Annotated in this window: 9 protein-coding genes and 5 tRNA genes; 12 read left to right on the plus strand and 2 right to left on the minus strand. The window is 36.8% G+C overall.

Features of this window, described 5'->3' with window-relative positions; all coding sequences use genetic code 11:
* Positions 1–79 precede the first annotated feature (79 nt).
* Positions 80–439, minus strand: a complete 360-nt coding sequence (locus AC1TO5_RS08755) for a hydrolase/acyltransferase (protein WP_482062407.1) — start codon at positions 437–439, stop codon at positions 80–82.
* Positions 440–667: 228 nt separating this feature from the next.
* On the opposite strand from AC1TO5_RS08755, the gene AC1TO5_RS08760 reads away from it, so the two are divergent.
* The 6 genes from AC1TO5_RS08760 to AC1TO5_RS08785 all read left to right on the plus strand — a co-directional run bounded on the left by AC1TO5_RS08760 (position 668) and on the right by AC1TO5_RS08785 (position 2,286).
* Positions 668–1,138: a SprT family protein gene (locus AC1TO5_RS08760; RefSeq protein ID WP_482062504.1), complete on the plus strand. Its 471-nt coding sequence runs from the start codon at positions 668–670 to the stop codon at positions 1,136–1,138.
* A 44-nt stretch (positions 1,139–1,182) separates the two neighbouring features.
* Positions 1,183–1,258, plus strand: a tRNA-Asn gene (locus tag AC1TO5_RS08765).
* 4 nt (positions 1,259–1,262) lie between these two features.
* A tRNA-Ser gene (locus AC1TO5_RS08770) sits at positions 1,263–1,353 on the plus strand.
* A 153-nt stretch (positions 1,354–1,506) separates the two neighbouring features.
* Positions 1,507–1,581 (plus strand) — tRNA-Glu (locus tag AC1TO5_RS08775).
* A gap of 46 nt (positions 1,582–1,627) precedes the next feature.
* Positions 1,628–1,703, plus strand: a tRNA-Lys gene (locus AC1TO5_RS08780).
* Positions 1,704–2,200: 497 nt separating this feature from the next.
* Positions 2,201–2,286 (plus strand) — tRNA-Leu (locus AC1TO5_RS08785).
* A 148-nt stretch (positions 2,287–2,434) separates the two neighbouring features.
* Here the strand turns inward: AC1TO5_RS08785 and AC1TO5_RS08790 are convergent.
* A complete protein-coding gene (locus AC1TO5_RS08790; protein ID WP_482062408.1) occupies positions 2,435–5,068 on the minus strand; it encodes a glycoside hydrolase family 5 protein in 2,634 nt (877 codons plus the stop codon).
* A gap of 468 nt (positions 5,069–5,536) precedes the next feature.
* Between AC1TO5_RS08790 and AC1TO5_RS08795 the strand changes: the two genes are divergently transcribed.
* The 6 genes from AC1TO5_RS08795 (at position 5,537) to AC1TO5_RS08820 (ending at position 12,784) form a co-directional block, all read left to right on the plus strand.
* Positions 5,537–6,220 (plus strand): class I SAM-dependent methyltransferase, encoded by a 684-nt coding sequence (locus AC1TO5_RS08795; RefSeq protein ID WP_482062409.1) that lies wholly within the window; start codon positions 5,537–5,539, stop codon positions 6,218–6,220.
* Between the two features lie 102 nt (positions 6,221–6,322).
* The gene (locus AC1TO5_RS08800) at positions 6,323–7,261 is read left to right on the plus strand and encodes a copper amine oxidase N-terminal domain-containing protein (RefSeq protein WP_482062410.1); all 939 of its coding nucleotides are present in this window, start codon (positions 6,323–6,325) and stop codon (positions 7,259–7,261) included.
* A 96-nt stretch (positions 7,262–7,357) separates the two neighbouring features.
* Positions 7,358–8,239: an ATP-binding cassette domain-containing protein gene (locus AC1TO5_RS08805; RefSeq protein ID WP_482062411.1), complete on the plus strand. Its 882-nt coding sequence runs from the start codon at positions 7,358–7,360 to the stop codon at positions 8,237–8,239.
* Positions 8,236–8,940: a hypothetical protein gene (locus AC1TO5_RS08810; RefSeq protein WP_482062412.1), complete on the plus strand. Its 705-nt coding sequence runs from the start codon at positions 8,236–8,238 to the stop codon at positions 8,938–8,940. Before AC1TO5_RS08805 ends, AC1TO5_RS08810 begins: the two co-directional genes overlap by 4 nt.
* 179 nt (positions 8,941–9,119) lie before the next feature.
* Positions 9,120–11,198, plus strand: a complete 2,079-nt coding sequence (locus AC1TO5_RS08815) for a proline-rich domain-containing protein (RefSeq protein WP_482062413.1) — start codon at positions 9,120–9,122, stop codon at positions 11,196–11,198.
* 164 nt (positions 11,199–11,362) lie between these two features.
* Positions 11,363–12,784 carry an aldehyde dehydrogenase family protein gene (locus tag AC1TO5_RS08820; RefSeq protein WP_482062414.1) on the plus strand — a complete coding sequence of 474 codons (1,422 nt, stop codon included), beginning with the start codon at positions 11,363–11,365 and terminating at the stop codon, positions 12,782–12,784.
* Positions 12,785–13,033: the final 249 nt, after the last annotated feature.

Raw genomic sequence — 13,033 nt, forward strand, 5'->3', positions numbered from 1 at the left:
GCGACAGCTGTCAAATGTTACTATAAGATGTAGTTCAAAACTAACATGCTCATTAGGCCATGTTAGTTTTGAACATGCACTATAATTGTTGATCTTCTAGCTCTTCATACCATTGTTCAAGCTGGGCTTGAAGGGCACGAATTTCAGTAAGTAAAGAAATTAATGGGTATGATTTTTCTTTGACAGCAGCAAAATCTGCCTCAAGTTCATTAATGTAATCAAGACCAGATTGAATGTGAACGAGATCGGTATGGAGTTCTACGGCATCACATTCAGCAACTGCGTAAGGTAAGTTAGGTACTTCATCCGCAGTAAGCTTGTCGATTTCTTTACGAAGACGCAAATTCAATGCGCTTAACTGATAAGCGTGAGTTGCGGGCATTTCTATGAATGTTAGCTTAGTTTGTTGTTGCATTAACACATAGCGCATAATAGCCATAATAAGTTGGTACTCTCCCCTCAAATAAAAGCATATTCTACTTGACAGTGTAGCCTATTGTAGGCTTACAATTCAAGTAGGAGTAAGATGCTTCTGATGTGACTTTTTGTTTGCGAGGTAGTGTATCAGGAAGATAATAAAAAGTTTTAGATTATGCTTCCGAAGCTACTTTTTGTTTGCAAGGAAGTGTATCTGGACGAGAAAAAAAGTTTTAGAAGGTGAAAAATGATGGATGATCAGAAGTTGCAACAATGGGTGGAACGTGTTTCGCTGCAATATTTTGACAGAGCGTTTCTACACACTGCGACATTTAATAGTCGATTGAAAGCAACCGGTGGGCGCTATTTCACGAATAGTCATAATATAGAGATTAGTCCTCATCAGTTAGAGGCATTCGGACAAGAGGAAACTGAGAAAATAATTAAGCATGAACTCTGTCATTACCATTTGCATATTTTGAAACGGGGATATAAACATCGCGATATGGATTTTAAGCAACTGCTATCTCATGTCGGTGGTTCCCGCTATTGCAATACATTACCTGAACGAAGCAATCGTACAGGTGCGAACTATAAGTATCTGCTCATATGTAGAGATTGTGAGCTGAAATATTATCGTAAGCGTCGGATGGATGTGAGTAAATATAGATGCGGAAAATGTAGTGGGCAATTAATGATGAAAGAGCTTGACAAGCTATAACGTACATGGTAAATTATTAAGTGTTCGCTTTATCTTATTGTTGTTCCCTGATAGCTCAGTTGGTAGAGCACTCGACTGTTAATCGAGTTGTCACAGGTTCGAGTCCTGTTCGGGGAGCCATTATGGGGAAGTACCCAAGTGGTTCAAGGGGACCCTCTGCTAAGGGGTTAGGCTGCGCAAGTGGTGCGTGGGTTCGAATCCCACCTTCTCCGCCATATTTTTTTCTTGGTAGGCTTGCTTTTAGAGGACCGTCAAGCGGTCTTTTTTATTTGCTAAAAATACTCGGGAAAAATCGCGAAAAAAAGTGTTGCATTGTGAAAAAAAACGTGATAAGATACATCTTGTCGCTTTTCAAGACAAACTAAGATGGCCCGTTGGTCAAGTGGTTAAGACACCTCCCTTTCACGGAGGTAACAGGGGTTCGAGTCCCCTACGGGTCACCACAACCATTCATATGAGAGCAACTCACATGAGTAATGATTATCATGCGAGCCATTAGCTCAGTTGGTAGAGCACCTGACTTTTAATCAGGGTGTCGAAGGTTCGAGTCCTTCATGGCTCACCAGTTTACTTCTTAAGTCAAGTCAGCTGGATGAATGGTATTATATTGTAAAAATTGGCGATAGCCATCATATAGTGAAGCCTAGTATACTTGTATACTAGGTTTTTTTATTTGTGTGTCGGGTAAAAATTTTAGTAGATCCCTTAAGTAGTAACAAATTAGGCTCAATCAATACTAAGCCCCCTTAATGTGGCTACTAAGCCCCCTTAAGTGGGCGGTAGATACGTTATTTTGCATGATAGGTCATTTTCGACACGCTTGCGGACAGGGGTAGCTTCGAAACACCTATAAATATCTGTTTTTCGGGGGGAATAAAGTCTCTCCTGTCCGCTCATATCAAAATAGTAACTAATTCCTCCAATTAGCGTATCGTATGTCCGTTTATTTGGTTAGATCCTGATGAAAAACATAGCTGAATTAGATGAGATTAATAAATAGAAACCTTTACAATTCGGTAGTTTTCCTGTAAAATATTTTATTGTGACAGATTACTTCAACGTGCGGTAGTGGCGGAACGGCAGACGCGCTAGCTTGAGGGGCTAGTGGGGGCAACCCCGTGGAGGTTCGAGTCCTCTTTACCGCACCATATATGACCTTATCGTGATTTTACATAATTGAATTAGTTAGTGTGCAGGGCTGCACACTTTATTGTAAACTAGACCACTTTCTTTTCAGAACACAATTCTGATGGGAGAGTGTTTTTTTTGTTGTGTAAATTGCAATATCTATAAAGGTTACTGCATTAAAGTTCCCAGTTCATGCGTACTAATTGTACCTACTTCATTTTGTACATTATTAACAATATCAAGCATTACTAATTTATCATCCACTTGAATAGGCATCAAATCATATAATAGATTATTTGTAGCATAATCATATATCTTAATATTAAATAGTCTAAAAGCTTTTTGAATTATAAATATGCTTAAAGGGTTATTAATTGGAATACTTCCGGTTCCAATGGTTGCAGTAAGAACTTCATCATTCAAAACAACTGCTCTATTTGGAGAACTCTTACAAACTTCTAATGTATAGACAGCAATAGGTCCAGGTTTTAGCTTTTGAGTATGGAATATCCCTTGGCTACCATATACTACACGAATGTCTTTATTTTCATATCTCATTGAGAAATTAGTACCAGATACAAAGGTGGTAGTTTTATTATCAGTCAAACCAAATGTAACTAAGATTTTCTTAGTATTATCGAATAACATGTTTGTTAATTTGTTATTCCCTGTGTTGGAATCCGTCTTGCTAGATAGGTATTTATAGAATAAAGAGTTATTATAACTAAATAAGAATAGCTTATCTTCAACAAGTTCGATATGGTCATATATTTCTGAACTCAATGCAGTTAATGAGTTGAACATCATATTTGAAGCAATAGTTAAAGCTTCTAACTCTAGTTTATCGGCATTATCTATACCACTTGAGACCATCATGTTTTGTACAAACAATTGTTCTTGTATAATAGCACTAAGTTTTTTCTTGGCAATACTCACAGAATAGTCAACAAAAACTCTAAATTCAGCAAACTTATTTCCGCATCTGATAATGATATTTGTTGTACCTTCCTTCAATGGTGTAACAACCCCATTTAATGATACGTGAACAATAGATGGATCAACCGCATTGAATCTTACAACTTGTGTCACGTTGGCTGGAACTATAGTCATGTAGTCGTTTAGGTCAAATATTACATCATTGTTCAGCATATTATAAGAAGACTGACTTAATATAATATTGTCACAAGGGACAATGCTGTTAATAAATTCATTATACTCAGTTACGACTTCATCTTGATACTTGCTATATAAGATAGACATATCAATTGAGTTACTATAGAAGTCTCTACATAATGTGTTATAATCTTTTTTACTAACATGTTCAATTATTATTTTCAATTTTTTTGTCACAATACTTGTTTCAAAGTTATAATCTTCTGAGATAATGGTAGTCTTAGTAACTTCATCATTTATATTCAACTCTTCTAGAGTGATATTATAATCAGCAGGACATTTTATAATATAAGGATTACTAGGTAGCACATCAATTACTCTCGATAGGGTTACAAACCAATTATCAACATTCTGTAAAGATAGAGCGTGGTTATCTAGAACCTTACTATCCTGTCCTCCAACACTAATCACTTTTTGAGCCACATGCCCGTAGGGACTATATGAACTCACTACAGTTAGCCCGTTTTTAATAGATGTTAGTCTATTATGGGTAACTCCTTCTAAAAATTTAGCTACAGAGTTATCAGAACTAAAGTTGTAAGTTATTCTATTTAGCTGTGCATTTGTCGGATATACATCTAAAGTCTTACCAATACTCATATTGTCATTTCTGGTAGAGACTTGTAACTCAGAAACCTTTACAATGTCGGAATCAACTAAAATTCTAGGTAGGTCTAATAAATACCCATTAAAGTTTTGAGCGTCTTTATAGTTACTTTGCGTGACTTTGTTCCGTCTTAGGAATTGCATGTTTCCATAATCATCCCATAGAATACAACTAACACCTTTTGTTCTAGCATAAGTCACCATGAAGCACTGTGAGGAAACAGACTCTATTGAACTCCATCCGTTTTTACCTATTCCAAACTCTCCAATAACATATGGCTTGCCGTAACTAGATGCATCATCTATCTTAGCCTTGATTTCATTTGCACTACTCGCATAAATATGAACATCTGCAAAGCATTTATTATCTGGAAATACAAGTGTCTTTAGAGCATATACTTTGGATGCATAGGTATTGAGGCATAAATATCTATCCTCATTACCAGAAACAGCTCTGACCGAAGTAACAAAGTTTTGTAGGATAGTATTTACATTAGATAGTCCAACACTATCAGCATTGTCCCATCTTTCTTGACTGTCAAGAGGCTCATTCAACCCTGCAAATATAAGTTTTTGTCCGTAGTCTTTGAAATACGATGCAATCTGACTCCATAAATGTGTATATTTTTGCATTAAAGCTGGATCATTTACCATAGTATTTGCATTAAACCAGATTCTATCATCATGATGCATATTTATAATGCAATACATATCTAATGTATTTACAGTATATGATACAAATTCATTAATGTAGTCAAGATATTCAATATCAATATTATTTGTTAAAGAATCTATATGGTTAGCCCATGTAATTGGAATTCTAATTGTCTTGAATCCTGCATGTTTTATTGTATCAAAGAAACATGTTCGTGTAGTTGGTGTTCCCCACGAAGTAGGTGTGCTTCTTGCCAATGTAAATAGATCAGTTCTGTTTGGAATTGCTACATAGCATTCAAAAGTATTGCCTAGATTCCATCCAATCCCCATATCAGAAATTAACTCATTTACATTTGATACAGTCATTTGATTCACTCTCCCCTTAGATATTTGCATAGTGGTGATCCATCCTCTACATTGGAACATGCCATAATTAATAATAAGCCAAAAATCAAAAGGAAGATTTTTTTATGTTTTTCATAATTTCACCTATCTTAATAAAAAGATTACTTTATACTATTCACAATGTTAATTTACCGCACCTGACTGATTCACTACTATGAAGTGAAAATGTTTCTTTGACCTTAGGTTTGTCTATTAGACTAGCTAGGTTCTTTGGTATGATCTGCATTTTTTCTGCTTTATTTAGAGCGGTATTAAGTATATTATAAAATCTTTTTATTACTGGAATAACTAAATTATAATATAGTTCGAATTCTGACTATGAAAAGATTTATAGTCAAAACCTATCACTTCTATAGTTATTATATATTTCAGTAATAAGCCTCATTCTTATATGATAGTGAAAACTTAACTATAGCGGAGGTTGATTCAATGAATAATCATAATGAGATAATAACTAGCTTTAATGATGTTGCGCAGCAATATGATGAACAACGCAAAAAGTTAATTCCTTGTTTTGATGATTTTTATGGCATAGCGGCTGCACTTGCGAATAGTAATAAACCATCGCCTACTATTTTGGATTTGGGTGCTGGAACGGGATTAATGTCATCATTGCTATTGAAAAAGTTCCCTGATGCTTCGATTACTTTAATTGATATTTCAGAGAAAATGCTCGATGTAGCTAAGTTAAGGCTTCAATCGTATCCCAATGTTAACTATGTCGTAGCGGATTATACTAACTATATAGCACAAGAGAAGTTTGACATTATTATATCAGCGCTTTCCATTCATCATCTAACGGATGTACAAAAATATGAATTATATAAAAATAGCTATAGCAATTTGACTGATTCCGGTATATTTATTAATGCTGATCAAGTTCTTGGAGAAACGGTCTATCTTGATTCTCTCTATAAATCAGATTGGAAAAGCAAGGTAGAAGCTAGTGATCTAAGTGATGAGGAAATCGTTTCAGCATATGAAAGAACAAAACTAGATAAAATGTCTAATTTACAAGATCAATTAAAAGCTTTGAAGAGTATTGGATTCTCGGATGTGGATTGTGTTTATAAATATTATAACTTTGTGGTGTTATATGGAAGTAAACCATAGAAATAGTGAATTACTCTTGTCAAACCCAACAAACATAGGTATACTGCTTTAAGGAAAAAGGGTATGTTTTCCATACAATTATACATATGAGGGAGAAACGAAATGAAAAAGATAATCGTATTAGTACTTGCGATGATGTTACTTGTACCAACTGGAGTGTCGGCAGCAGTCAATTTATCCATTATTAAGGTGTATGTTGATAACGAGCAGCTTGTATTTGATATTGATCCTATTCAAACGCAAGGAACTACGCTAGTCCAATTTACGACAGTTTTCAAAGCGTTAGGGTTAGACTACTCTTGGGATCAAAAAACTAAAACAGTTACTGGATATAATGATGATATTACGCTTAAATTAACGATTGGTAATAAAACTGCCATTGTAAATGGAGAAAAAGTTCCTTTATTAGTTGCTCCAATAGTTAAAGATGGAAATACAATGATCCCACTTCGCTTTGTTAGTGAAGCTACAGGTGCTGAAGTTGAATGGAACAAAGATACACGTACGATTACAATTGAATCAGATTATATCCCTTTAGTATTTGACACAAATACTCTAAGCGACGCAACTTGGGGTATGACTATGAAACAAGTGAGAGATGTAGAATATGGTAAACTGTTCACTTCCGACACAGATTATTTATACTTCGGTGGTATTTACGTAGCAGGCTATGATGCTGATGTAGAATATGAGTTTGCGAATAATAAACTAGGCAGAGCAACGTATTATGTAGACACTTATTATGACGATAATATGGACTATATTTACGCTACTTATGATTTATATTATGAGCTTGAAGCAGCATTTGGCGAACCAACAGTAGATCTTGAATTTTGGTCAGAAGATATAATCGGTGATGTGGATTTTGAGAAGTATGGAGATAGTCTTATTGCAGGGGATGTTGATTTACTGTCAGTATGGAAATTAGCAGATACTGAAATTGCTCTTCTGACAACGGTTGATGATAACGGTGAACCGTATGTTTGTATCATATCATCAGGACTTCAATACTTTAAACCACTATTCAAAGAGTACTACTAAAGGAATTTAGCTATAATTATTAAGCTTCATTACATATAAAGATAATGTTATCTTTTTATGTAATGAGGCTTTTTTTATAGAACTATGAGGTGAATTATGGAATCAATGATTGAACTTAGAAAAGCAAGTAAGTCGTTTTCAAAGGGTCAGATGGTTATAGATCAAATCAGCATTAATTTGATGAAAAATCAGTGTGTTGCAATTTTAGGTCATAACGGCTCTGGCAAATCTACGGTTTTGAAAATGATTGCAGGTCTTATACCTTGTACTTCAGGTGAAATTATTTATGCAGGAGACTGTAAAATCGGCTATGCACCTGAACAATTTCCGAAGTTGAGATTTACTGCAGAACAATATTTATATGCAATGGGGCGTATTCAGAGGCTACATAGGTCCGAATTAAAGCAGGAAATAATAGAATTACTTCATAAGTTTAACTTGAACGAAAGATATCATATGACTTATTTTTCAAAAGGTATGCTTCAAAAAGTTAATTTGTTACAAGCTGTGCTTGGAAATCCTACTGTACTTATTCTTGATGAGCCTCTCTCAGGATTGGATGCGAGCTCTCAACTTGAATTAATAACTATGTTGCAACTATTCAAAAATCAAGGAATAACCATTATTTTAACTTGCCATGAAAATTCTCTGCTAAATGGAATTGCTGATCGTATTATAGTAATTAAGGACGGCAAAGTTCATTCCGATAATCCAAATATACAAAACAGAGAGTCAGTATTCAAAATTATTTACACTAGTAATGGAAGTACTGAAGTTCCTATTTCTCACTGTCTTAATCTAGAAATGATTCTATCTCACAAGTATGGTAATGAGCTAATTGTTAAAGAAGAGCATCGGGATTATGTTATGCTACAATTACTACGTCATAAATATTCTATTACTTCTTTAACCAAGGAAATAGAGTGCAAAAGTGTGTTAGAACTTACGAGCTATGATCCAGAGGGGGAATTTAGTTGAACCTTCATTTGATCAACTATTTATTGAAAAGCTATATTCGTTCACATCGGTATTTTCCAGCTTTAATATGTTTTTTCCTATGTTTAATGATAATGTATTCCTATAAGCCTAATCCGATTATGGAAACTTATGCGTTATCTGCAGTTTTCCTATATCTGATATCTGCATGGCTTTGTTATAGTTTTATTAATTCTACCAATCCAATACAAGGTCAAATAATTTCTCTACATGCTGGCAGTATACGCGCATATTTAATTGGGAAAATAGTAATGGTATCTGTGCTTTGTTGTGTATTGTGCTTAGTTGCAGTTATCTATCCGCTTGTCACAAATATGTTCAACGAGCCAGTAACGCTACAAATGTCGGTATTAGCTCTTGCTGTCCATCTCGAAATTTCACTTTTAGGAATTGTTATCCCCTTATTTTTTAATAGAACATTTATTAAAAGTGGTAGTTTTGCTATTTCATGCATACTAATGATACTTGTTGTCACTTTAGCGAAGGGTGGAATTGTAGAAGCGTTTGGGTTATGGATTGAATATCCATTATGGATATTGCCACCAACATTTCAGCTGATCGATATGTTATCTAACTTTGTAAATTATTCTAATTTTGAAATTATTGCTGCATTAGCTATCCCGATCTTGTACTGTTTTGTATTCTTTTGGCTTTATTTAAAGCTCCAACAAAAAAGAATATAGATAATAGTCTAGAGATTAAACTGATATGATATAATACATCAAGAATGGGATATATTTCTAAACGGTCTTAGATTAATCAATTCTGAGGAGTAGTTAAGGAGGAGTTCATAATCGATTCACAAAATAAGAAGAGTGAAATTGAAAAACAGATAGCGAAGCTGGAAGAAGAGCTGAAAGCTATGCAAAACGAAGCGGATCAGCAAGCCGCGCCGCAGGGAGCGAATCCACAGCAGTGGAACCAAGTCGCACCGCAAGGAGCGAATTCACAGCAGTGGAATCAAGCCGCCCCGCAAGGAACGAATCCACAGCAGTGGAACCAAGCCGCACAGCAAGGAGCGAATCCACAGCAGTGGAATCAAGCCGCACAGCAAGGAGCGAACCCACAGCAGTGGAACCAAGCCGCCCCGCAGGGAGCGAATCCACAGCAGTGGAACCAAGCCGCGCCGCAGGGAGCGAATCCACAGCAGTGGAATCAAGCCGCGCCGCAGGGAGCGAACCCACAGCAGTGGAACCAAGCCGCACCGCAGGGAGCGAATCCACAGCAGTGGAACCAAGCCGCACCGCAAGGAGCGAATCCACAGCAGTGGAACCAAGCCGCGCCGCAAGGAGCGAATCCACAGCAGTGGAACCAAGCCGGGCCGCAAGGAGCGCACCCAGCGCAGCAGCAACAATACGCCTATGGTCAGCCGTATATGAAGGTGCAAAAAGAGAAATCTTCTCGTAATTTTGAAGATACACTTGCCCGCGTGTGGCTGCCTACAGTATTTATAATCGTTCTATTAGTAGGGATGCTATGGGGCTTTGTTGCAGTAGTGAGGGAAGGATATCTTACGGAACCAGTACGCTGTTGGCTCGGAGTTTTCGCGGCGATTGTACTATACGTATTGGGTTTAAGTCAGTACCGTCATAAGCGAGCTGCACTCGGAAAAGTATTATTAGGTGGTTCGCATGGATTGCTAATCATTACGATATCAGTGGCACATTTAGCTTATGAAATATTACCGATACCGTTGGCTATCGTGTGCTATCTCATTGCATTTGCGCAAATTATATATTCATCAATACGTTGGAAATCAGAAACGCTAGTTACAATTTCAATTATTTCCGGATTTCTCTGTGCTTTTCTAGTAGACTTAACAGAAATTAATGGATCACTATTTATTATTTCACAATTAGCATTCTCATTAGTTATGTTGAATTTAAGCTATAAACTCATGTATCGTGTAGCGTACTGGTTTGCATTCGTGCTTTTACAGTTCTCATTACTTATTGCTTACAATGAGTTTTTCGCTATTTCAAAGAGTTTATATGTTAGTGCCATTCTTATTCAACTTATTTGTCTATTAATTCATTTTATTATGGATAAAGGAAATACGCTAAATCATATTATAATGCAAGTTATAGCTCTCTCTAATGCATTGATTTGGTCCTCTGCTTTATTACTGGAAAATTATAAAATATCGTATTGGATTGTTCTAAGTGTGATGTTACTTTGTTATTTGGGTGGTGCTGTCCTCTTCTATAATAATAAGGTAAATGCGGCAAAGGAAGATGTAGGTTCCTCTCGATACCGCCACGAGCTGGTTTTAAACATTGCAAGTTTCATTGCTCTTATCCTATTTGTCGATCTTATAGCCAATGACTATAAAGCGACGATGGTACAGTTAATAGTAGCCATTTCATTAATAGTAGCGATCCGACAGAAATATATGATATATGGAATACTTTCAAGTATCGTTTTTGTAACAGTTTCACTTGTTGTTATGGTGCAAGATGTGCCACATATCATTTCAGCTGAAATGTTAAATTGGTTCCTTATATTAGCTTCTTTGCCAGTCATTTATACGCAGTATCAAACGAATATTGTTAACAACAGTAAAAGCGCTGATGAGGATATTACATTACCAATTCTACGTTGGACTTCAGCTTTTGTTGGGTTTTTATTTGTCTCGATGTTATCGGTAGTGCTAAGTACAGAATTAGGAATTGAAATGCAGCATTACATTATGTCAGCTTTTTGGACGATATATGCCATCGGTGCTATAATACTTGGACTATTGAAAAAATGGTCAAAGCCTAGAATTACAGGGATTTTCATCTTATTCGTTGTATTGATGAAAGTCATATTCATTGATTTGCCGGATGTGCATATAGGTATTAAAGCAGTAATATTCATCGTATTAGGCGGTGTAGGTATTCTGATTTCACGTTTAATGTATAATAACCAAAGCGAAGAAGAAACAGTTAGTAAAGAGTAACGACTACTGAGAGAATTAATTATGCTTAACTATATGCGTGAATAGATATGTTATCGCTCATTGAATGAACCATAAAACGTTCCTTTAGCAATGGTAGGGTTGTCCTCCCATTGCGTAAAGGAGCGTTTTTTATTGATTACATTATGATATGAGGAGAGTATGAGATGAAGAAATATTTATTCATTGGCGGAAAAAAAGTGTCAACGGAACACTACGAGCCTTTACGTTCTCCGTATACTGGGGAAGTTATTGCGATGATTGCTCAGGCAACGATTGCACAATTGGATGCTGCAATAGACTCAGCGCTAGCTGCATGTGCATCACAACGAAAGCTTGCTGCATATGAACGTGCACATATATTAAGCAAAGTTGCTCAATTGTTAGAGGAGCGTAAGGATGAAGCGGCACATTGTATAAGTCTTGAAGCTGCGAAACCAATTAAGCAATCTTATATAGAAGTAGAACGTACGATTCAAACATATCAATATGCAGCAGAAGAAGCAAAACGTTTGAACGGTGAGATGGTTCCGATGGCCGCAATGCCTGGTGGAGAAGGACGATTAGCATTTACGATTCGTGAACCGCTAGGAGTAATCGGAGCTATTACACCGTTCAACTTCCCCATGAATTTAGTTGCCCATAAAATAGGACCGGCAATTGCTGCAGGTAATACGGTTGTCTTAAAGCCAGCACCACAAACTCCACTATCTGCTTTGTTTATTGGTGAACTCTTCATGGAGGCAGGTTTGCCAGCAGGAGCATTGAATATTGTAACAGGTGATGGTGTGCAGATTGGAGAGCATCTCGTTGTCGATCCACGAGTCAACATGATTACATTCACTGGTAGCCCAACCGTAGGCTTAAGAATATCTCAGCTTGCAGCAATCAAGAAGCGCACGTTAGAGCTTGGATCTAATTCCGCAGTAATTATTGATGATGAGATGATGACTGACGAAGTTATTCAACGTTGTGTCACAGGCGCATTTAGCAATAATGGACAAGTATGCATTTCATTGCAACGAATATATGTGATCGGTGAACAATATGAGCGTTTTGTAGAACAATTTGTTGCAACAGCTTCACAGTTAGTAATTGGCGATCCATTATCGCTTAATACAGACGTATCGGCATTAATATCTCAAGCAGCGATTTCACGCTCAAGACAATGGATACAAGCAGCACTAGATGATGGTGCTTCACTCGTATTGGGAGGGCAGATTATCGATAATGTCATTCTCGAACCGACAATTTTGATAAATGTGCCAGAACATTCGGTTATTAGCTGCCAGGAAGTATTTGCCCCGATTGTTATAGTGAATAAGGTTGCATCTATGGAAGAAGCAATTGCAATGGTGAATAATTCTGCATATGGTTTGCAGGCTGGTGTCTATTGCAAAACACTAGAAACAGCGTGGCAGGCAGCGGCGAACTTGCAAGTAGGGGGAGTGCTTATTAACGATATTCCAACATACCGTGTTGATCATATGCCATATGGTGGTGTTAAGATGAGCGGTACTGGCAAGGAAGGTGTGCCTTATGCCATAGAGGATATGACAACAAGTAAGCTCATCATCTTAAAGCGGTAGTTCAAAAAGTGGACTTTGATAACGATGTAATGCAGGTAGCGTATTCGACATCGCATCTGAAACGAACTTGGAAAGTACGGTTCGCGTGTACGTAATCATGTACACTTGCGCTTCCGCCTTTCTCAAGTAGCGTTTCACCTGCTCGGTTCTTAAAGCCCACTTATTGAACCTTCATTGGAAGTTTCGGGCATTTGACCGCTCGTGTACTCGTACCGTACACGTTGCTGGGTTTCGTTTCACCGCTTGTGA

The sequence above is a fragment of the Paenibacillus sp. Y930 genome, assembly GCF_056786375.1.